Genomic DNA, 21367 nt, shown 5'->3' on the forward strand with positions numbered 1-21367 from the left:
CATCGACAACCCGTTCGGCACGAGGTCGTCACCCATGTCTTAGGTACATTCTGTTACCCATGTCTCCGGGTCGTACCCCGGAAAAATGGCGACCCCTGCAGGATTCGAACCTGCGACCATCGGCTTAGAAGGCCGGTGCTCTATCCAGCTGAGCTAAGGGGCCGCGTCGCCCGGGATCAGTGCGTCCAGGGGATCTTGCGATCATATTTGAAGTTGTCGGAATAGGCGACACGCACGCGCTTGGGCTCTTTCGGCTCTACCAGACGATAGGCGATGCCATGGCGCTCGGCGTAGGCGATGGCCGCCTCGCGGGTGTCGAAGCTCATGCGAATCTGCTGCTTCATGTCGCGCGAGGACGTGTAGCCCATCATCGGGTCGATGGCGCGCGGGATTTCCGGATCGTATTCCAAAAGCCAGTCCTGCGTGCGCGCCTTGCCCGACTGCATTGCGGTCTTGGCGGGACGGTAGATCTTGGCGGACATCAGCGGCGCTCCGTGCTTCGACAATGGCCTGAGAACGACCCGGTCATCATGGTCGGAGCGGCAGGATTCGAACCTGCGACCCTCTGGTCCCAAACCAGATGCGCTACCAGGCTGCGCTACGCTCCGGATGCCGATGACGACGGGTGGGGGATACACGCTTCATCGCCCGCCCGCAACCGCATTTTGCCGCCACAGACATATCCCGGCAGCGGGCCGGAACCGTGACGCTGTCAGTCGGTCCCGTCGATGACCGGGTGGGACACACGGTCGCCTTCGGCAAGCCCGATTTCCTCAGCCGTGCCGCCATTGAGTTCGAGCACATAGCGGATCGGTTCCGGGGCGGAAATCACGGTCTCGGACATCGGCTCGGCGTTCTCGTGAAAACCGGCAACGGTGCCGTCCTCCCGGATGAACAGCATGTCGAGCGGGATCAGCGTGTTCTTCATCCACATGGAGACTGGGCGAACGCTTTCGAACCGGAAGAGCATGCCATGATCATCTTCCATGCTCTCGCGGTTCATCAGGCCAATGGCTCGCTCCCGTCCGTCGAGCGCCAGCTCCACCGTATAGTCGAATTGCCCGTCTGCCGTCTCGATCACCAGCGGATCGGCGGAAGTCTCGTGTTCCTGTGCGACGGCTAGGATTGGCAGGCAGGCGCACAGCGCAACGGCCGCACCAAGGGCGAGAGGACGAACGTGAAACATGGCGGCTCTTTCGCTTTTGCGTCAGTGCGACTTGGGAAACGGCGTTTCCGTATCGGGGTGAATTTCGGCAGCCATAAGGCCTTTGGCCCCCGGACCATAGCGCACCAGCACGACCTGACCGGGTCTGAGCTCGGCAAGGCCGAACCGGCGCAACGTCTCCATGTGGACGAAGATGTCCTCGGTCCCCTCGCCGCGCGTGACGAAGCCGAATCCCTTGGTGCGGTTGAACCACTTGACGATGGCGCGCTCGAGCCCGCTGGTCGCCGTCACCTGGACGCGCGTGCGCGCCGGCGGCAATTGAGACGGATGCGGTACGTTGGACTGATCCATCGAAAGGACGCGGAACGCCTGGTAGCCACGCTCGCGCTTCTGGATTTCGCAAACGACTCGCGTGCCTTCCATGGCGGTCTGATAGCCATCACGCCTGAGGCAGGTCACATGGAGGAGAACGTCGTCCATCCCGTTGTCGGGCACGATGAACCCAAAACCCTTGGCGACATCGAACCACTTGATAACACCGGAAATTTCGATCAGGTCGACGGGCTCGCCAACGATGTGGCTATCCAACATCTCGTCTTTCTGCGAGGAACTGTCCCCCATCCCCATCCGCCTTTGTTACTTAACGTCAAGCAACGTTGATTCTGTGACAGAAGATAACATTGCAATGGGCCGGCTGTGCAAGAGTTACTTTTCCATGAACAGGCCGGCGTGAAAATTTCGACGCCGCCATTGCACCGGCGCCTCTGTCGTCTAGTTTGCCTGGCGGAAACCAAAAACATCGGAGAAGCCAATGCGTTACCTGCACACCATGGTGCGCGTCAGCGACCTGGACGCTGCACTCGACTTTTATTGCAACAAGCTTGGGCTTGTGGAAATCCGCAGGTTGGAAAACGAAGGTGGCCGGTTCACGCTCGTGTTTCTTGCCGCACCGGAAGACCAGGAGCGGGCGGAACAGGAAAAGGCCCCGATGGTCGAGCTCACCTACAATTGGGATCCGGAGACGTATCAGGGCGGGCGCAATTTCGGCCACCTCGCCTATGTGGTCGACGACATCTATGCGCTTTGCCAGAAGCTGATGGACAGCGGCATCACCATCAACCGTCCCCCGCGAGACGGCCATATGGCGTTCGTGCGCTCACCGGACGGCATCTCGATCGAGCTGCTGCAGAAGGGCGACAGCCTGCCCAGCCAGGAGCCATGGGCTTCGATGGAAAACACCGGATCCTGGTAGATAACATGCATCGTCCGCGGGCCGGCAGCGCGATCTGCCGGTCCGCAAGTTGTTCATGGTTAACGTTTGATTGCGCACAGCCATCGTTTCGCCCCAATTCGGATTGAATCAGAACAACACTATCGGGGACTGCAACAATTCCGTCGGCCTGGCATGGACAGCGCGTCGTTTCTTCCTATAGAAGCGTTGGCTGGCGTGTCTGAGACGCCATTTCAAGCGGGGAAGAATCATTGCAGCGTCGCGCGAACCGCAGCACGAACCATCTTGCACACTTCAAGCTTCTGGCCATGGCGGGGTGCCTGGGAATAGTGGCCGGTTGCGCGGTCTCCGATGACGGGGCTCTTTCTATAGCACCGGGCGCAGCCGTCGAGACGGCCGGATCGTCATCCACAGAAGACATTCAGACCGCGGACGCACAAGCGGTCGCCGATGACGGCGAGAGCGCGACAGCTTCCGAAGGGAGCGCAGCGCAGGCGACGGCAGCAGCCGTCGACGATGAAAGCGCGGATGCAAGTGTAGCGGCCACCGATCAGGCGGCGCCAACAGACACAGCCGCTGAAGCGGCAAGTACCGAGACCGCAGCGCAACCGGTCGAGGTCGCAGCCGCTGATCCAGCGCAGCGGGATACACCGGTCGAAGCGGCCGAGGCCGAGCCAGCCGCCGCCGAGGATCGCGCACCCGCCGCGCTCGCCGTCGTCGCCGAACCCGAGAAAGCCCCCTCGCCCTTTGCCCGTCTTTTCTCCCGCTCCGGCAAGTCAGCCGAAAAGCCGGTGACCGAGCCCGCCTCGCCGCGTTCGGCCACGGCCGGAAGCCTGTTCGAAAGCGACCGGGGCGAAACGGAACAACCGGCCGGTGCCGCTGAGGCCGAAGAGCCGGCGGAACCCGAGACATCGCCGGTCACCACCGCATCCATCGCAACGAGCAAGCCGCAAGCGCGCTTGAGTGTGGCCGGCGGCGAAGCGCCCCTGCCCGGCGTGCGCGAAGTCAGCAGCCTCTATCAGCTCTCGCGGCGCGAAGGTTTCGACTACAACAGTTATGATGAGGAAAACGGCACCGTCCAGGTTGCCTCCGCCGTGGGCCTTGCCGCGCTTGCTGGCAGCCGGCTTGCCGTCCAGCACAAGAATGTCGACGTCTCCTGCCTGAAGCCCGGCCTCGTCCAGACGATTCGCCGGATAGAAGCCCATTTCGGACGCCAGGTCGTCGTCACGTCAGGATATCGCAACAAATCGCACAACCGACGCGTCGGAGGTGCCCGCGAATCCAAGCACATGTCCTGCGAGGCAGCCGATATCCAGGTGGCTGGCGTCAGCAAGTGGCAGATTGCCGAGTTTGCGCGCAGCCTGCCGGGCCGTGGCGGGGTGGGCACATACTGCCACACGGAATCGGTCCATGTGGACGTCGGCAGCAAGCGCGACTGGAACTGGCGCTGCCGCCGTCGCAACTAACGCATCCAACCCATTGTTTGCGTGAAGTTTCTGAGTGCCACGCGCCTCGTCTACCGCATCGCGGTACTTTTTTTCCACATAACGGGTTTTGGTGCTTGCGGAGACAAAATCCCCTGACTATAAGACGCCCATCGCGGCGACGCGATCACGGCATGCGCCCTTCGTCTATCGGTTAGGACGCCAGATTTTCATTCTGGAAAGAGGGGTTCGATTCCCCTAGGGCGTGCCACCCTCTCTTCGAAATTGTCTGTCGAACCGACCTATGCGGGCGCTGCGTCCAGCAGGCGAAGCTGCACCCTTTGTGTGCCTTGCCAATGGTTGATCGCGATGCTGCCGGCGAAGTGGAACGTCGCGCCGCGCCCGGCCATCAAGGCCTGGCCAAGAGCCGTGTCAGCGGCCCTGAAAGCAATGCCACCGAGCCGTCCGCCGTCCGAACCCTGCACTTCAATGCGCAGATGATCCTGGCCGACAACCTGCGCATTGCTCAAGCGGTGACGCGGAAAGGCGAAGATCGGTTGAGCGTGGCCGGCGCCGTAGGGACCAGCCGCTTCCAGAGCATCCAACAATCCCACGGTCGCCCCGCTCGAAGACAACGCGCCATCGAGCTTCAACTCGCTGTCGGCCGTCAGCGCCTCGATCTTAGACGTGGCGCGTTCCTCCAGGAACGTCCGCAGAGCACCAAGTTTGCAGCGTTCGACGGTCAGACCGGCCGCCATGGCATGCCCGCCGCCCTTGACCAGCAAACCCTGCTCCACAGCGCCGCGCACCAGCCGACCAAGATCGAAGCCTGCGATCGATCTGCCGGACCCGGTGCCACGCCCGCTCGAATCGAAGGCGATCGCGAAGACCGGCCGGCGCAGTCGGTCTTTCAGTCGCGAGGCAATCAGACCGACGATACCGGGGTGCCAGCCATCCTTCGCGGTAACGAAGATGGCGGGACCCGTGCCGGACGCGTATTCGTAGAGCGCTTCTGCTTCAGCCTCTTCCAGCATGGCGCGCTCCATAGCCTGACGCTCGCGGTTAAGGGCCTCGAGCTGCACCGCAATCTCCTCGGCGGCCGCCGCATCGCCGAGCGTCAGCAGCCGACTGCCGAGCGCCGCATCACCGATGCGGCCGCCTGCGTTGATCCGCGGTCCCAGCAGGAAGCCGAAATGATAAGGCGTCAGCGGTCCGCCAACCCCGGCGCTGCGAACGAGAGCGGCAAGACCCGGGTTACCAAGATGACGCGCAGCGACCAGCCCTTTCACCACGTATGCGCGGTTGAGACCCTTGAGTGGCACCACGTCGCACACCGTCGCAAGGGCAACGAGATCGAGCCAGTTCAGCAAATTGAGACTGGCATGACCTGGCTGGTGCTCTTCGCGCAGGCGCCGAAGTGTCGCGACGAGGACCAGAAACACCACGCCGGCAGCGCACAGGTGGCCCTGCCCAGAAAGGTCATCTTCACGGTTTGGATTGACCAGCGCATGGCATGGCGGCAGATCGGCCGAGAGCTGGTGATGATCGATAACGATGACATCGACCCCCCGTTTGGCCGCCTCGGCCAGAGCATCGTGACTGGTCGAACCGCAATCGACGGTAACGATCAGCCTGGCGCCACGATCGATCAAGTCCCCGATGGCCCTGGCATTCGGGCCGTATCCCTCGAAAATCCGGTCCGGAATGTAAATATCCGACGGGACGGAGAAATGATCGAAGAAGCGCTTCATCAACGCCGATGCGCAGGCGCCGTCCACATCGTAGTCGCCGAAGATGGCCACCGCCTCCCGGTCGCGGATTGCCCGCGACAGCCGTGTGACGGCCCGCTCCATGTCCGTCAGCGACTGCGGATCGGGCATCAGCTTCTTCAACGTCGGATCAAGGAAATCCTGCGCCTCGTCCAGTCCGACACCGCGGCCGGCCAGAACCCGGGCGACGATCTCGGACATCCCGTAGCTTTGCGCCATGGCCAGCGCCCGGTTTCGGCCCGACTGGTCCAGTCGTTGGCTCCAGCGCTGGCCAGTCAGCGACATCTCGACGTCAAGAAAGGCCCGCTCCCGTTCCATCGGCATCGTTTGCACCGCCTGTTCCTCGCCTCGACGGCCCAGCGTTTCGAGCGTCCCCTCAGCCCGATTTGGGCCGCTCGATACGGATGACCTGTGGCGCGCCTTCCAGATATCCCTCGTGCTTGATCGCATCGACGGCCGCCCGCACAGACGCTTCCGTCGTCGCATGCGTGACAAGCACGACGGTCTGGTGTCCGAGGCCGGACGGCGCATGGTGCTTGGCCCGCTGGACGATGGACTCAAGCGAAATCTTGTTGTCCGCCATGTTCTTGGCGATGGAAGCAAAAACGCCCGCGCGATCCTCGACCGTCAGGCGAATGAAGTACCCGCCCTCATGGCTGCGCATCTTGGCACGCTGATACGGCAGCAGTTTCGCTGCGGGCTGGCCAAGGGCCGGTCCATGCTGAAGCCCCGGACGGCTCTTGGCGATGTCGGCGATGTCGCCCATCACCGCCGATGCGGTGGCATCACCGCCCGCGCCAGGCCCCGACATCAAAAGTTCGCCGAGGACGTCCGACTCGATCGCAACGGCATTGGTCACGCCGTCAACCTGAGCGATCACGGAATCCTTTGGTACCATGGTGGGATGAACGCGCTGTTCGATTCCCGACTCCGTTCGCTGCGCCACCCCCAGGAGCTTGATGCGGTAACCGAGATCGTCGGCAGCGCGGATATCCTCGATCGAGATGTTGGAAATCCCCTCGAGATAGATGTTGTCAGCCGATATTTCCGTGCCGAAGGCAAGGCTCGTCAGGATCGCAAGCTTGTGGGCCGTGTCGTTGCCTTCGATATCGAAGGTCGGGTCGGCTTCCGCATAGCCGAGGCGCTGCGCCTCCTTGAGGCATTCGGCAAAGGTGAAGCCTTCGCGCTCCATCTCCGTCAGGATATAGTTGCACGTCCCGTTCATGATCCCGTAGACGCGGCTCACGCGGTTGCCCGTCAGGGATTCCCGCATCGCCTTGATCACTGGAATGCCACCGGCGACCGCCGCTTCGAAGTTGAGCAGCACGCCCTTTTCCTCGGCGAGCCGTGCCAGCGCAACGCCGTGCCGGGCGAGCAGCGCCTTGTTGGCGGTGACGACGTGAACGCCGCGCTTCAAAGCGGCTTCGACGGCCAGATGCGCTGGATCGCCGTCACCACCGATCAGCTCGACGAAAACGTCGATCTGCGCATTCCTCGCAAGTTCGACCGGATCGTCGAACCATTCCATCGCTCTCAGATCGATGCCGCGGTTGCGCTCCCGGTCGCGTGCCGCGACGGCGGTGATCACGATCTCGCGTCCACACGCGTCGGCCAGGAGCGCGTGGCGGGAGACCAGCACGCTCGCCAGCGCCGATCCCACGGTCCCAAGACCCGCGATGCCGATTCGAAGGGGTTCAGCCATTCGTCAGTCCATTCATGTTCGGAAGGTCGCGGCGCCAGACGCACACCGCAACGTGATACCAGTGTCCGGCGCGCTAGCGCCGGGCGTTGAGCGGGATCACGTTGTGCATCGTCTCGTCAGCCGATGCAAGAAAGCGCTTGATGTTGCGGGCCGCCTGCCGAATTCGGTGCTCGTTCTCCACCAGGGCGATCCGGACATAGTCATCCCCCTGTTCGCCGAAACCGATACCCGGCGCAACGGCGACATCCGCCTTTTCGACCAGAATCTTCGAGAATTCCAGCGACCCGAGCGGCTTGAACGCTTCGGGCACGGGCACCCACGCGAACATCGTCGCTGCGGGCGGAGGAACCTGCCAGCCTGCCTTGCCGAAGCTCTCGACCAGAACGTCACGGCGGCGCCGATAAACGTTGCGGACGTCCTCGATCTCCGACCCATCACCATTGAGCGCGGCCGCCGCGGCGACCTGGATCGGTGTGAAGGCGCCATAGTCGAGATAGGATTTGACCCGGGTAAGAGCCGCGATCAGCCGTTCGTTGCCGACAGCAAAGCCCATGCGCCAACCGGGCATCGAGAAGGTCTTGGACATCGAGGTGAACTCGACGGCCACGTCCATGGCGCCCGGCACCTCAAGCACCGAAGGCGGCGGTGTCCCGTCGAAGTATATTTCCGAATAGGCCAGATCGGAGAGGATGATGATATCGTGCTTGCGCGCCTGGGCCACCGCTTCCTTGTAGAAGTCGAGCGTTGCAACATACGCCGTCGGGTTCGACGGATAGTTCAGGATGAGCGCCAGCGGCTTGGGGATCGAATGGCGGATTGCGCGATCGAGCGCGACGAAGAAGCTGTCGTCCGGCTTGACGGCCATCGAGCGGATCACACCGCCGGCCATCAGGAAACCGAACGCATGTATCGGATAGGTCGGATCGGGACACAGAACGACATCGCCCGGCGCTGTGATCGCCTGGGCCATGTTCGCAAAGCCCTCCTTCGAACCGAGTGTGGCGACGACCTGTGTGTCCGGGTTGAGTTTCACGCCAAAGCGGCGGGCATAGTAAGCCGCCTGCGCACGCCGCAACCCCGGAATGCCTTTGGACGAGGAATACCGATGCGTGCGGGGATCGCGCACGACGTCGCACAATTTGTCGACGATACTCTTCGGTGTCGGCAGGTCCGGGTTCCCCATCCCGAGATCGATGATGTCAGCGCCACCGGCTCGCGCGTTCGCCTTGAGGCGGTTGACCTGCTCGAAGACGTAAGGGGGCAGACGGCGAACTTTGTGAAATTCTTCCATGGTCTCGATCCGGGAAGTGGGCGACGCAGTAACCCTACGTCATGCAGACCCATTGCGTCCAATCGGCAACAAATGCAAGGCCGCTCAGTTCTCGATGCGCTGCAGCGTTTCGGTGCCGTGATTGCGGGCGATCGCCTGCAGCTGTGCCAGCCGCTCGCGATACCGTGTCGCAGCGACCCGGTCGTTGCGCTGTTCCGCGAGAGCAGCGGCCATCTCTGTCTCGATCATCTGGCGCTCGACATCGCTCATCTGGGCCGTCGCGCCGCGTGGCATGCGCGAAAAGGTCGGAAACTCGCCACCACGGCGCGCACCCGTCTGGACGAACGGTTCCGGTGTCAGCGTATCGGGTCGCGAGAGGTTCTGCTGCACAACGGTCAGCGTGGGATCGTAGCGCTCGGACTGGGGGTCCGTCGTCTCGCTACAACCGGCCATCATGCCGGCGATGAGCAGCAGGAGGACACCAGAACGACAGGAAGTGAAGAGCATGGACAAGGACTCGCCGAATGATTGTCGCGCTTTCATCCGCCAACCGCCATGCGCAGTGACGCGGCCAATCCGGCGGTGCGGGAAAACAATGTCTTATTCCTCTTACATTGGCGAGCTTCGATATAGTAGGCTTTTTTGACAAGCCGCAAAGGCGAAATGCCATGACCGGGAGGAACGGCATGTCGAACACGACGGACAGCAAAAAGGCCTCCGACAAGATCGATGCATCGTCGATCGAGCCCTATATCATCAAGGATCCGGAGGCCTTTGCGCGCAATCTGGCCCGAATGCTGGAGGAGTTGGGAAGAGCTGCCTCGGCCTGGGTGCGCCCACGCGAGAGCGGTGAAAAGACCGATACCCTCTCCGAGCCCGTCGCCGACATGGTCAAGACCTTCAGCAAGGTTTCTGAATACTGGTTGTCGGACCCCGCACGCGCCTTCGAGGCGCAAACGCATTTGATGACGAGCTATTTCGGGCTGTGGAACGCCTCGCTCCAGAAGATGTCCGGTCAGGACGACGGCCCGATCACGCCGGCAAGACATGCAGGCGACAAACGCTTTTCCGACGCTGATTGGGAACGCAACGCATTCTTCAACTTCCTGCGAAGCGCCTATGATGTCACCTCGGACTGGGCTGAGAAGCTCGTTGAAGATGCCGAAGGGCTCGATGAGCACACGCGGCACAAGGCGGTTTTCTACACCAAGCAGATCGCCAATGCGCTGGCGCCCAGCAATTTCATCATGACCAATCCGGAACTGTATCGGGAAACGGTGGCAGCCAACGGCGAAAACCTCGTGCGCGGCATGAGGATGCTGGCCGAGGACATTGCGGCCGGCAAAGGCGATCTTCGCTTGCGTCAGGCCGATTACTCCAAGTTCAAGGTTGGCGAGAATCTCGCGACAACCCCCGGCAAGGTGATCGCCCAGAGCGACGTTTGTCAGGTCATCCAGTACAGCGCCAAGACAGAGAAGGTCCTGAAGCGCCCCCTTGTGATCTGCCCACCCTGGATCAACAAATTCTACATTCTCGATCTCAACCCGCAAAAGTCGTTCATCGCGTGGGCCATCGAACAGGGACACACCGTCTTCGTCATCTCCTGGGTCAATCCCGACGAGCGTCACAAGGAAAAGAACTGGGACGCCTACGCCAGCGAAGGGATCGGCTTCGCATTGGATACGGTCGAGGCGGCAACGGCCGAGAGCGAGGTCAACGCGATCGGCTACTGCGTCGGCGGGACGCTTCTGGCGGCGACACTGGCGTTGCACGCAAGGGAAAAGGACCGGCGCATCCGCACGGTCACCTTCCTGACGACCCAGGTCGACTTCACCTATGCGGGCGATCTCAAGGTCTTCGTCGACGAAGAACAGATCGAAGCGATCGAAGCGGGCATGCAGCGCACCGGGTATCTCGACGGCTCCAAGATGGCGACGGCATTCAACATGCTGCGCTCGTCCGATCTGATATGGCCCTACGTCGTCAACAATTATCTCAAGGGCAAGGATCCCCTGCCCTTCGATCTCCTCTACTGGAATTCAGATTCCACGCGGATGCCCTGCGCCAACCACTCGTTTTATCTGCGCAATTGCTATCTCTCAAACAATCTGTCGGCCGGACGCATGGAGCTGGGCGGCAAGCCGGTTTCGCTGAAGGACATCCGCATCCCGGTCTACAACCTGGCGACGAAGGAAGATCATATCGCGCCAGCAAAGTCGGTGTTCATCGGCAGCCAGTTCTTCGGCGGCGATGTGCAGTATGTGCTTTCCGGATCTGGTCACATCGCCGGCGTGGTCAACCCGCCGGACAAGAACAAGTACCAGTACTGGACGGGAGGGCCGCCGGTGGGCGGCTTCGAAGACTGGATCGCGGGGGCGCAGGAGAACCCCGGCTCCTGGTGGCCCCATTGGCAGGCATGGATTGAAGCGCAGGATGATCGCAAGGTCGAGGCCAAGACCCGCAAACCGGGCGGCGCCAAACTGAAACCGATCGAGGATGCGCCTGGTTCGTTCGTCAAGATGAAGGCGTGATGCGCCCGCAACTCATAGATGCTTCGATTGCGCCGAGACGGGGGATGCCTTATCGCCTCGACGATGCAGTTCAAATCTCCCCTCGTGCCTGCGACGCTCGTCGCACGCTACAAGCGCTTCTTGTTCGACGCGGTTCTGGCGGACGGCCAGGCGATCACCGGCTCTTGCCCGAACACCGGCTCGATGTTCGGCCTGACGACACCCGGCGCGCGCGTCTGGCTGTCCGAGCACGACAGTCCCACGCGAAAATACCGGCACTGCCTGGAACTGGTGGAGGCTGACGACACCATCATCGGCGTCAATACCGGGCTGCCCAACCGATTGGCGGACGAGGCGATCGATGCTGGCCTGATCCGTGACCTCGCCGACTACGGCGAGCGGCTGCGCGAACAGCGCTACGGACGCAATTCGCGCATCGACATCCTGCTTCAAGATCAAGCGCGCGGCAAAGCCTATGTCGAGGTGAAGAACGTGCATATGAGCCGGACCTCCGGCCTTGCCGAATTTCCCGATTCGGTTACGGCTCGCGGCGCCAAACATCTCGAAGAACTTGGCGATATGGTCGAGTCAGGCCATCGCGCAATCATGCTCTATATGATCCAGCGTCCTGACGTGTCTCGTTTCCGGCTTTGCCGCGACCTCGATCCGATCTATGCTGCCGCTTTCGATCGCGCGGTGGCGCGTGGGGTTGAAGCCATCGCGGTTCGATGCGACATCACACCGGAATTCATCCGTCCCGACGCCGTCGTCCCGATCGAAGAACCGGGAGCCCGACCATGCACCGGGTCGGAAGCGGCAAATCGGAACGGAAAGTAATGGTCAGCTATATCGACGCAGCGTTGGCCCCGCAGAAAAACAATGGCCAGATCCGCCTTTACGGTGAAGACGGGTTCGAGGGCATGCGCAAGGCCTGTCAACTGACGGCGCGGTGCCTCGATGAACTCGCCGCCATGGTTACGCCCGGCGTCACCACACAGGCAATCGACGATTTCGTCTACGGCTTCGGCAAGGATCACGGCGCATTTCCGGCGACGATGAACTACCGCGGCTACATGAAGTCCTCCTGCACATCGATCAACCATGTCGTGTGCCACGGCATTCCCAACGAGAAGCCGCTCCGCGACGGCGATATCGTCAATATCGACGTCACCTATGTCCTGGATGGCTGGCATGGCGATTCCAGCCGCATGTACCCGGTCGGGCAGTTGAAGCGCGCGGCCGAGCGGCTTCTGGAAGTCACTCATGAATCGATGATGCGCGGCATCGCCGCCATCCGGCCCGGCGCCCGCACCGGTGCTATCGGCGAAGCCATTCAGGTCTATGCCGAGGGCGAGCGCTGCTCCGTCGTCCGGGATTTTTGCGGTCACGGGCTGGGACGTCTGTTTCATGACGCTCCGAACATCCTCCACTATGGACGGGCCAATGAGGGCCCGGAGATGCGCCCCGGGATGATCTTCACCGTCGAACCGATGATCAACCTCGGCAAGCCGCATGTGAAGGTTCTCGCCGATGGATGGACAGCTGTGACCCGCGACCGGTCCTTGTCGGCGCAGTACGAACACACGATCGGGGTGACTGAAACCGGATGTGAGATCTTCACGCTTTCGCCCGGCGGACTCGACCGCCCCGGATTGCCGGCTTGATCGCAAGGGATGGACCTGAGACCGGATGACGGCCGAAGGGCAGGACAACACGGATGAAGGCGACCCGGCTCCGGCCGATGAACGCTCCTATTTTGCTGAACAACCCCGGCCGCTGGATGGCGGAATAAAGCCGCCCGCTCAGCACTATCACGGCCACCGCGATCGCCTTCGCCAGCGTTTCCGCGACAACGCATCCGGTCTTGCCGACTACGAACTTCTGGAACTGCTGCTCTTCCGCCTGTTGCCGCGGCGCGACACCAAGCCGATCGCGAAAGCGTTGCTTCAACGGTTCGGGACGCTATCGGAAGTCTTGGGCGCGCCGCCGCATCTTCTGGCGGAGACGGATGGGATCGGTGAAAGCGCGGCGCTGGACCTGAAGGTCGTTGCCGCCTTGGGTCAACGCTCCCTCAAGGGAGCAATCCGCGAGCGCCAGCTGCTCGGTTCCTGGCAGTCAGTCATTGACTACTGCCGTGCGGCCATGGCGTTTGAAACGCGAGAACAGTTCCGCATCCTTTTCCTCGACAAGAAGAATGTGCTGATCGCCGACGAGGTCCAGCAGACGGGCACCGTCGACCATACACCGGTCTATCCGCGCGAAGTCATGCGCCGCGCGCTCGAACTGTCTGCGACGGCGTTGATCCTGGTCCACAACCACCCCTCGGGCGACCCGACCCCGTCCCGCGCCGATATCGAAATGACGCGAACGATCATCGAAACGGCCAAACCACTCGGGATCACGGTGCACGACCACGTCATCGTCGGTCGCAACGGCCACGCCAGCCTGAAAGGGCTTCAGCTCATCTGACCGATATGAAAAGCCCGGGTCGATGACCCGGGCTCCGATTTCCGGTATTGATCCGACGGCTCCTAGACGTAGACGTCGAAATTGTCGCGCGTCAGATCTTCCGAATTGACGCCGGTCAGCGACATGAGATGCTCACGACCGTCAGTGTCTGACCAGTCCTCATCATGATAGATTTCCGTATCGCCGGATTCGGAATTGAAGACGGCGAGATAGAACTCCGCTGCGCCCTCCGAGGTGGCAGCGTCGATCGCAGCTTGCGTGACGCCCTCATCCGCCGCCATGCCATCGGTGATCAGAACGACTTTCTGGTCATCGTCCGACGAAAGCGACATCAGATCGGTGCGTATCTGAAAATCCCCTTCGGCGAGATCGCCGTCGCCACGAACATCATCATCCATCGAGTTGGCGAAGGTGATCGCTCCACCCTGGAGAAAAGACACAACGTCGATCGTATCGTTTGTTGCGCCCTCGGCTTCGGCAGCCACGAAATCGGTGACGGTATCGAGCCCGACGCCGGCATCGACGTGCACCTCATCGTTTCCGCCACTGGTCAGGATGATCGTGTCGTTGCCGGGGCCGCCGCCGAAGATATTGTCGCCGGCGCCACCATCCAGCGTGTCATCGCCGGCGCCGCCCGTGACGAGATCATCGCCCGCGCCGGTCGTGATGGTGTCGTTGCCAGACCCGCCCCGTGCCGTGACGGCTCCTGTCGCATTGGACAGGTCAATCGCCAGATCGCCTTCAAGGTCGGCTGCGTTGAGAAGCTCAACGGCAGCAAACCCATCGGCGGTGAACTCGGTTCCGGCGTTGATTCCGTCGCCTGGGTTCGCGTCATCGTTGACCGTCCCGCCGACAAGCGTGACATCGCCCATGCCGGTGAGATTGATGGTTGCCAGAGCACTCGTGCCGCTGACGCCGATCAGGTTGCTTTCGCCGTTCGACTCTATCGTCAGCGTTTCAACGGTATCGTCCGCGGTCAAATCCGGTCCAACATTGGCAATCCCGAGCGCTGCCGCACTGTCTTCCACCGACACTTCAAGCGACGTGGCCGTGATATCGTCGAAGTCGATGGTGACGAGGTCGCCCTCATCCGCATCCACGACATCCGTCAGCATCAGCGAAAGCGCTGCAGCCGTCGTCCCGGCAAAGCCAACCGAGGCGCCCTGGTTCATCACGCGAAACTGGCTGACGTTCCCGATGTTGCTCACGCTACCGAAGGCATTGCTGTTAGAGACCGACACCCGCTCGACACCTGTCGCCTCGGCGAGACTGATTTCCGGCGTGCTCATCGACGAGCTTTCGGTAAACGTAACGTCGATCGCCTCGACATCGGTAAGCTGTGGATCGACGGGATCGTCGTCCGAGCCTGCCACGACAACCGAGAAGCTGTCGCTGCCTGCGCCGCCATCGATCGAATCTCCATCGTTTACGGTCGGGTTGTCGCCGCCGATGGCTCCGCTGAAGGCATCGTCGCCATCGCCGCCGGTCAGCATTTCATTCGATGCTTCCGTCAGACGAAGTCCGAGACCGGCAATGGCCGCATCGGTCTCTTCATCGGTCGGGATTGTTGCGGGGTCTGACGTCACATCATCGAGGAACGCGCGACCCGCATCGGCTGCATCTTCACCTTGATAGTCCTCGATCTCGTCCTCGGTATCGATTGCGCTGGTGAAGTTGTTGGCGGCAATTTCCTTGTTCATGAGCGTCTGCATGTCGTCGCCCATGGCACTGTCATAGATCGCGATGGCGATCTGCTCGATCGTCAGGTCCGTATCGAGCCGCTCGGCCCAATAGGCCAGACCATCGGGCTCGGCGCCGCGTCCGAAGAGCGACATGTAGACCGAGTTGACGATCTCCTCGCTCGACATCATCCCTTCAAAACGGTCTTGATATTCTGCTGAACTGGCAAGAGCGCCGTAGATCGCGCTCAAATCCTCGCCGTTATTGGTCTCGTTCTCGTAGAAGGCCAGTCCGAGCGGGTCGGCGGGTCTTCCGAAAAGAGCAATGTAAACCCCTTGAATGGTCGCCATGTTGGCATTCCTTTGCGTTGGCTTGCTGACAGGTCAACGCACTCCGGTGGGGCAACGGACCATCGCCTGCGATGTTCCATGCCTCAATGCGTAATTCACAGGATTGACAGGAAGCGCTCTGAGTCACTGCGCACTGCATCCTTCTTGTCGCTCGACATGCGATCAAGAGATTTCAAGACCACGCCCATACGCCGGTTTCTCTCGAAATGGGCCCGGTTGCGCATCACGAAGTCCCAATAGAGATAGTTGAAGGGACAGGCGTCCGGTCCGTTCTTGCGCTTCACGTCGTAGCGACAATTGCCGCAATAGTCGGACATCCGGTTGATGTAGGCGCCCGAGGCTGCGTAAGGCTTCGAGGCGAAAAAGCCGTCGTCTGCATAAAGGATCATGCCGACAACGTTCGGCATCTCCACCCACTCATAGGCATCGTGGTAGACCAGCAGGTACCATTCCTGCACCTCGCGTGGATCGAGGCCGGCCAGGAGGCAGAAATTGCCGATCACCATGAGCCGCTGAATATGGTGGGCATAGGCGTTCCGGCTGGTTTCCCCGATCGCCTGCGCAAGGCAGTTCATATCGGTATCGGCCGACCAGAAGAATTCAGGCAGTTGGCGATCGGCCGAGAGGGCGTTTTGATCGCCATAACCGGGCATCTTCAGCCAATATACCCCGCGGATGAATTCGCGCCAGCCGATGATCTGGCGCAGGAAACCTTCCGCTGCATTGATCGGGACCGAACCATTCTTGTGCGCTGCCTCGACACGGTCGCAGCATTCGCGCGCGCTCAACAGCCCGCAATTGATCAGCGCGGACAGGTGGGAATGGAACATTAGCGGCTCACCCTGCCGCATGGCATCCTGATACCGGCCGAAATCCGGCAGGGCCTCGGCTATGAACCAATTGAGGTAGTGCAGCGCCTGACGACGCGTGACGGGATAGTCAAATGGCTCCAATTCGCCGAAGTGTTCACCGAAAGTGCTGGCGACCAGCTCGATGACTTCCTTGGTCGTATCGTCCTGTCCATAATGCGGCCGGTTGGGAGGAGAGACGTCCCCAGGCAGCGGATCGCGGTTGTCGTGATCGAAATTCCACCGCCCTCCGACCGGCTCATCGCCGTCCATCAGATAGCCCGTCCTGCGGCGCATCTCACGGTAGAAATACTCCATGCGAAGCGTCTTGGGATCGGGCCCGGCGAGTTCATCGAACAATTCGTGCGAACAGAAGAACCGATCGTCGGGCCTGATCTCGACATCGAGCGGTAGTTCTTCGGCCCAATTCCGCTGCTTCTGAACGACACGATACTCCCCGGCCTCGGTCACGATGAGCGATGATGCCTTTGTTTCACCGACGACCGTTTCTATCGCCGCGTCGAACGATGGGATCCCCTCCTCATAGCGAAAATAGCGGACCTGATGGCCCGCCTGCTGCAGTTGCTCGGCAAAGTGGCGCATAGCGGCAAAAAGGAATGCGATTTTCTTCTTGTGATGCGCCACATAGGTCGCCTCCTCTTTCACCTCCGCCAGAACGATCAGATCGCGTTCCCGATCGACGCCCTGCAGCGCGCTGATATCGCGTGTCAGCTGGTCTCCGAGAACGAATCTGATGCTGCGGACGGCTTGTCGAGAGGATGCGGGCATGAGGACCTGTGACGATAAGAGTTTCCCCTTATCTAGGCCGTGCGTTGGCGCTCTCCAGATCAGCCGAAGTTTCCGCCTGCATCCTCCCGTTTATTACTTGTTGTTAATGGATGTGACCTAAAGTTGTCTCATACGAAACGAGCATCCCGGGTCGACCATGTCCTTCGTCCTCGAACAGGCTCCCGCCTCCACGCCGGTCGTCGGCGACAATCGCTTTCAAAGCGTCTCCATAAACGTGCCGGGTCGACTGATGTGCGCCGACTTTTCCGAGCACGATTGCGTCGCGGCTCAGATGTCTCCTGGCGATGTCCAGTTCCTGTGTGCGGCTCGGCCCCGCCCGAACGAGCGGATCGTGGCCTATCTCGACCATCTTGGCCGGGTCGAGGGTCGTGTCGCGTCCCTGGAGAGTGACGGTTTCACGATCGAACTCAATGCCACCGTCAGGAAGCGCGAGAAACTTGCGGCACAGCTGACGTGGCTCGCCAACAAGCACGAATTGGGATTGCCGGAAGATCGTCGGCATGAACGCTACGCCCCGCGCAATCCGCGCGCAGAGATCAGCCTTGACGACGGTCGACGCTATGCCTGCCGGATCATCGACCTCTCGCTGTCTGGCGCGGCGGTGGAAATCGAGGTGCGACCCGCGCTCGGAACGCCCGTCGTGCTTGGCACCATGCGCGGCCGCGTCGTGCGCCATTTCCAGGAAGGCATCGCGCTGGAATTCATTCGCATACAGCCAGCGGAAGCGCTGCGGACGTTCCTCTAAAGCTCTTCACTTCATATGGTCCGCAAAATTCTTGCTGGAGACGCCGAGCAGAACGGCCTTGCCGTTCTGTCGACCGTTGCCGGTCTGGATGCCGATCAATTCCGAATCGTCATTGATGAGCGGCCCGCCGGAAAATCCAGAAACCGTCGGGCATGAGCCAATGATCATGCCGCTATCGGTCTCCTGCCGCACTACACACGAATCGGTGGAGGTCAGCCAGTAGCGTCTTTGGATGCCGTAGCCGGCCGAAACGAACGAACTTTCGGACGGGATCGCTTCGGAGACCGCAATCGGCGGAAAGCGCTTGGGCGCTGGATCCTCAAGCTCGATAAGCGCCCAATCGGACGACGGTGTCTCGACCGGCCTTGAGGGATTGAAGCCGTCCGCGACCTGATAGGCACGAGCAACGGTGTGGTGTTCATAGCTGCCGCGCTCGTAGCCTAGCAGGAAATGAACGGATCGAGCACTGACCATTGCGCCCGCCCGAGCGGAATAGAGGCAATGCGCTGCCGTCACGGCGAGAGAGGGTGCGATGAGAACGCCCGTGCAGTGCCCGCCTGTGCTGTTGTGGATCCGTCCCACCGCGCTCCAAGGCTTTTTGCTGACATCGACCCGATGCAACCTCTCTTCCGCAAGGCTGGGTACGGAACAGGTGACTGCCATGGCAAGCCACGCAAGCGCAGGCAGGAACAAAGGGACGGTTCGCATGATCATGGCTCCGATTCCCGCCAGGGTGACGTGTTTACGTTTTGATGTATCGGATCAGCGATGCACCCTCCGCGCGGCAAAAATACGTCCGCAAGCGTGCGCTGCCTTGCTTTCCACAATTCCGACGCCAACAATTGCAAAAAGTGATGACGCAAGGAGTAGGCATGACCCTGACAGGCAACCAGATGCACGCGGCGCGCGTGCTTGTCGGCCTCGAAGTGGCGGATGTAGCAAAGAGCGCCGGCCTTGCGGCCGACCAAGTCCAGCGCATCGAAGCGCGGGGGACGGCCAGCTTGCGGGACAGTGACCCCGCCGTGGCAGCGATTCGCGATGTGCTCCTTCGCCAAGGCATCGTATTTCTTTCAGAAGGGGGACGCGGCGTTCTCCAGAAGACCCCCGCCCGCGTGGAAGAGGGCATCCGCCCGTGTGACCTCGACGCCACGAACGACGATTGAATGCACAGGTAAACGACCGATCGCGCAAAACGCCCACCCAAGTCTGGCACCTGACCAATGATTGAATATGATGCGCGCGGCACCGTTCGGCGCGAATCTCGTGGCTGCAGCGGTCGGGGGCGTGATCAGGCGGCATGCAACAGGAGCCGAACGAGGTAACGACGATGGACCATTTCGAACAACTCGGCTTTGCCATTATGGTGATCTTCGGCGCCATCATCATCACCAGTTTGATGGCCGTTGGCATCGCATGGAACGACAAGCCTGCCTTTCTCTTCGCGCTCGGCGCAGCCACGTCGGTCTGGACATCGTCCTTTGCCGTCGTTTTCGATCGTCCCCGCATTTTCGGTGCGTTCCTGATCATATCGATCGTGCTGATCGGCTTGTCGATCACCGCAATCGTGAGCTGATACCCTTCAGGATCAGCCGCGCGTCAGCGCAAGGAAGGCGGACCCGAATTCGCCGAGTTTCTTGGGACCGACACCGTTGACGCTTGCCAGTTCATCGAGCGTGCCAGGACGTGCGGAAGCCATTTCCATCAACGTCGCGTCGGAAAAGATGACATAAGCGGGCACCGATCTCTCGCGCGCGAACTCCAGACGCAAGCTCTTCAATGCCGAGAGCAGCGTTTCATCGCGGGCCGAGAGCGAGGGGGCCGATCGCTTCGGCCGTGAAGCTGGCTTGTCTCGGGTCGAAATCACGATTTCGCGCAGTTCGAAAGCGCTTTGCCCGGCAAGCACGGACTTGCCGCGTGCGGTCAATTCAAGCGCGCCGAATTTCTGGATGTTGATCGAAAGATAGCGTCCTGCGACAGCCTGGCGCACGAAGGCCTGCCAGTAAGTTTTCGTCTTGGCGCCCCCGGCCCCGTATCCCTTCAGCCGCTCATGTCCATTCGAGCGAATCTTCTCGGTCTCGAGCCCCCGCAGCACATCGACGATATGCGCCCCACCGAATGTCTCGCCAGTGCCCTCGATGATGCCGAACAGCGCTTGCGCTTCACGCGTGCCGTCGATCACCTTCGGGGGCGCGTAGCAGTTGTCGCAATGTCCGCATGGTCCCGCCTCTTCGTCGAAATAGGCCAGCAGCGAAACCCGACGGCATCCCGGCGCCTCCGCATAGGCCAGCAGAGCATCGAGCCGCTTGTGCTCGCGCAAGATGTGTTCTCGGTCTTCGCCATCATTTTCGATGAATTGGCGGCGCAAGCGAACGTCGTCGAGCCCGAAGAAGAGTTGTGTGTCGGCCGGCATCCCGTCACGGCCAGCACGCCCGATTTCCTGATAATAGGCTTCCATGCTGGCAGGCAGGTTGAGATGACAGACGAAGCGGATGTCCGGCTTGTCGATTCCCATGCCGAAAGCCACCGTTGCGACCATGATCGCGTTCTCGCGCATGAAGCGGGCCTGGTTCGCCTTGCGCACCTCGGGTGCATGACCTGCATGGTAGGCGATGGCGTTGAACCCTTCGCCCGCCAGAAGTTCCGCCGTTTCGTCGGTCGCGCGCCGTGACAGGCAGTAGACCACGCCCGATTCGTCCCGCCGATCCTTCAAGAAGGTGATGAGCTGGCGCTTCCAATCCCGCTTGGGCTCGACCGCGAGATAAAGGTTTGGCCGGTCAAAACCCTGAACGACGATCCGGCCGCGTCCCGAAAACAGTTTCTCAGCGATATCCGCTTGCGTCGCTCGATCGGCGGTTGCCGTGAACGCGGCGATGCCGGCTTCGGGAAAAGCGGATTTGAGTTCGCCCAGCCGTTCATATTCCGGCCGGAAATTCGCTCCCCATTTTGAGATGCAGTGCGCTTCGTCGACAACGAAAAGCCCGGCGCCGATCTGCTGGAGCGCTGCGATCATCCGTGGCGTCATCAGCCGTTCCGGCGACATGTAGAGCAGCGATACATCGCCTGCCCGGACCCGCTTCCATTCCGCCACATTGAATTCCCGGTCATGACCGGAGTGAATTGCGGCAACACTGACGCCATTCGCCCTGAGGGCCGCTGCCTGATCGTCGATAAGCGCGACAAGCGGCGAGACGACAACGGTCAGGCGGCGGTCCAGAATCGCCGGGATCTGAAAGCACAGGGATTTTCCCGCACCCGTCGGCATGACGGCGAGGACATCCTCGCCGCCTGTGATCGTCTCGATGATCGCCTCCTGGCCGGGGCGGAAACTGCGATAGCCGAAGACATCGCGGAGAATGGTATGCGCTGTGACTGACACCAGTGATTCCAGTCGAAT

20 protein-coding genes and 3 tRNA genes are annotated in these 21367 nt (G+C 61.2%); 10 read left to right on the forward strand and 13 right to left on the reverse strand.

The features are described from left to right. Positions 1-86: 86 nt before the first annotated feature. From CN673_RS11745 to CN673_RS11765, 5 genes are all read right to left on the reverse strand, one after another. Positions 87-163: transfer RNA gene (locus CN673_RS11745), tRNA-Arg, on the reverse strand. A 13-nt stretch (positions 164-176) separates the two neighbouring features. Further along, positions 177-482, reverse strand: a complete 306-nt coding sequence (locus tag CN673_RS11750; RefSeq protein WP_099866485.1) for an ETC complex I subunit — start codon at positions 480-482, stop codon at positions 177-179. Positions 483-531: 49 nt separating this feature from the next. Continuing rightward, positions 532-608 (reverse strand) — tRNA-Pro (locus CN673_RS11755). A 104-nt stretch (positions 609-712) separates the two neighbouring features. Beyond that, the gene (locus tag CN673_RS11760) at positions 713-1186 is read right to left on the reverse strand and encodes a DUF192 domain-containing protein (protein WP_099866486.1); all 474 of its coding nucleotides are present in this window, start codon (positions 1184-1186) and stop codon (positions 713-715) included. Positions 1187-1207: 21 nt separating this feature from the next. Further along, a complete protein-coding gene (locus CN673_RS11765) occupies positions 1208-1756 on the reverse strand; it encodes a cold-shock protein (protein WP_245409902.1) in 549 nt (182 codons plus the stop codon). A gap of 220 nt (positions 1757-1976) precedes the next feature. Between CN673_RS11765 and CN673_RS11770 the strand changes: the two genes are divergently transcribed. The 3 genes from CN673_RS11770 (at position 1977) to CN673_RS11780 (ending at position 4091) form a co-directional block, all read left to right on the forward strand. Next, positions 1977-2417: a VOC family protein gene (locus tag CN673_RS11770; RefSeq protein ID WP_099866488.1), complete on the forward strand. Its 441-nt coding sequence runs from the start codon at positions 1977-1979 to the stop codon at positions 2415-2417. 230 nt (positions 2418-2647) lie between these two features. Next, a complete protein-coding gene (locus CN673_RS11775) occupies positions 2648-3862 on the forward strand; it encodes a YcbK family protein (protein ID WP_245409877.1) in 1215 nt (404 codons plus the stop codon). A 154-nt stretch (positions 3863-4016) separates the two neighbouring features. Further along, positions 4017-4091, forward strand: a tRNA-Glu gene (locus tag CN673_RS11780). Between the two features lie 31 nt (positions 4092-4122). Here CN673_RS11780 and recJ read toward each other — a convergent pair. The 4 genes from recJ to CN673_RS11800 all read right to left on the reverse strand — a co-directional run bounded on the left by recJ (position 4123) and on the right by CN673_RS11800 (position 9068). Next, a complete protein-coding gene (gene recJ, locus CN673_RS11785) occupies positions 4123-5913 on the reverse strand; it encodes a single-stranded-DNA-specific exonuclease RecJ (RefSeq protein ID WP_245409903.1) in 1791 nt (596 codons plus the stop codon). Between the two features lie 52 nt (positions 5914-5965). Further along, positions 5966-7291 (reverse strand): homoserine dehydrogenase, encoded by a 1326-nt coding sequence (locus tag CN673_RS11790; RefSeq protein ID WP_099866490.1) that lies wholly within the window; start codon positions 7289-7291, stop codon positions 5966-5968. A 73-nt stretch (positions 7292-7364) separates the two neighbouring features. After that, positions 7365-8582 (reverse strand): LL-diaminopimelate aminotransferase, encoded by a 1218-nt coding sequence (locus CN673_RS11795; RefSeq protein ID WP_099866491.1) that lies wholly within the window; start codon positions 8580-8582, stop codon positions 7365-7367. A gap of 84 nt (positions 8583-8666) precedes the next feature. After that, positions 8667-9068 (reverse strand): hypothetical protein, encoded by a 402-nt coding sequence (locus tag CN673_RS11800; protein ID WP_157928886.1) that lies wholly within the window; start codon positions 9066-9068, stop codon positions 8667-8669. A 179-nt stretch (positions 9069-9247) separates the two neighbouring features. Here CN673_RS11800 and CN673_RS11805 point away from each other — a divergent pair, with 179 nt between their 5' ends. The 4 genes from CN673_RS11805 to radC all read left to right on the forward strand — a co-directional run bounded on the left by CN673_RS11805 (position 9248) and on the right by radC (position 13540). Beyond that, complete coding sequence (locus tag CN673_RS11805; protein ID WP_099866862.1) at positions 9248-11092, forward strand: PHA/PHB synthase family protein; 1845 nt, start codon at positions 9248-9250, stop codon at positions 11090-11092. Positions 11093-11155: 63 nt separating this feature from the next. Continuing rightward, positions 11156-11908, forward strand: coding sequence for a DNA/RNA nuclease SfsA (sfsA, locus tag CN673_RS11810; RefSeq protein ID WP_099866493.1), 753 nt, complete (start codon positions 11156-11158; stop codon positions 11906-11908). Continuing rightward, positions 11908-12735 carry a type I methionyl aminopeptidase gene (gene map / locus CN673_RS11815; protein ID WP_099866494.1) on the forward strand — a complete coding sequence of 276 codons (828 nt, stop codon included), beginning with the start codon at positions 11908-11910 and terminating at the stop codon, positions 12733-12735. Before sfsA ends, map begins: the two co-directional genes overlap by 1 nt. Before the next feature lie 25 nt (positions 12736-12760). Further along, the gene (gene radC, locus CN673_RS11820; protein ID WP_099866495.1) at positions 12761-13540 is read left to right on the forward strand and encodes a RadC family protein; all 780 of its coding nucleotides are present in this window, start codon (positions 12761-12763) and stop codon (positions 13538-13540) included. Between the two features lie 62 nt (positions 13541-13602). Here radC and CN673_RS11825 read toward each other — a convergent pair whose 3' ends face one another. Together CN673_RS11825 and CN673_RS11830 are read right to left on the reverse strand one after the other, a co-directional pair. Next, positions 13603-15570: a DUF4214 domain-containing protein gene (locus CN673_RS11825; RefSeq protein WP_099866496.1), complete on the reverse strand. Its 1968-nt coding sequence runs from the start codon at positions 15568-15570 to the stop codon at positions 13603-13605. Between the two features lie 95 nt (positions 15571-15665). Then, on the reverse strand, positions 15666-17207 hold the full coding sequence (locus tag CN673_RS11830; protein WP_099866497.1) for a cryptochrome/photolyase family protein: 1542 nt from the start codon (positions 17205-17207) through the stop codon (positions 15666-15668). Positions 17208-17364: 157 nt separating this feature from the next. On the opposite strand from CN673_RS11830, the gene CN673_RS11835 reads away from it, so the two are divergent. Further along, on the forward strand, positions 17365-17973 hold the full coding sequence (locus tag CN673_RS11835) for a PilZ domain-containing protein (protein ID WP_099866498.1): 609 nt from the start codon (positions 17365-17367) through the stop codon (positions 17971-17973). A 6-nt stretch (positions 17974-17979) separates the two neighbouring features. Here the strand turns inward: CN673_RS11835 and CN673_RS11840 are convergent, their stop codons facing one another. Next, positions 17980-18687, reverse strand: coding sequence for a trypsin-like serine peptidase (locus CN673_RS11840; RefSeq protein ID WP_099866499.1), 708 nt, complete (start codon positions 18685-18687; stop codon positions 17980-17982). Between the two features lie 158 nt (positions 18688-18845). Between CN673_RS11840 and CN673_RS11845 the strand changes: the two genes are divergently transcribed. Together CN673_RS11845 and CN673_RS11850 are read left to right on the forward strand one after the other, a co-directional pair. Then, positions 18846-19136 (forward strand): hypothetical protein, encoded by a 291-nt coding sequence (locus tag CN673_RS11845; RefSeq protein WP_099866500.1) that lies wholly within the window; start codon positions 18846-18848, stop codon positions 19134-19136. A 134-nt stretch (positions 19137-19270) separates the two neighbouring features. Continuing rightward, positions 19271-19546, forward strand: coding sequence for a hypothetical protein (locus CN673_RS11850; protein ID WP_245409878.1), 276 nt, complete (start codon positions 19271-19273; stop codon positions 19544-19546). Positions 19547-19558: 12 nt separating this feature from the next. On the opposite strand, the gene recQ is transcribed toward CN673_RS11850, so the two are convergent. Beyond that, positions 19559-21349, reverse strand: coding sequence for a DNA helicase RecQ (recQ, locus tag CN673_RS11855; RefSeq protein WP_245409879.1), 1791 nt, complete (start codon positions 21347-21349; stop codon positions 19559-19561). Positions 21350-21367: the final 18 nt, after the last annotated feature.

It is taken from the genome of Neopararhizobium haloflavum (genome assembly GCF_002750855.1).
In the GTDB taxonomy this organism is placed as follows: Bacteria; Pseudomonadota; Alphaproteobacteria; order Rhizobiales; family Rhizobiaceae; genus Georhizobium; species Georhizobium haloflavum.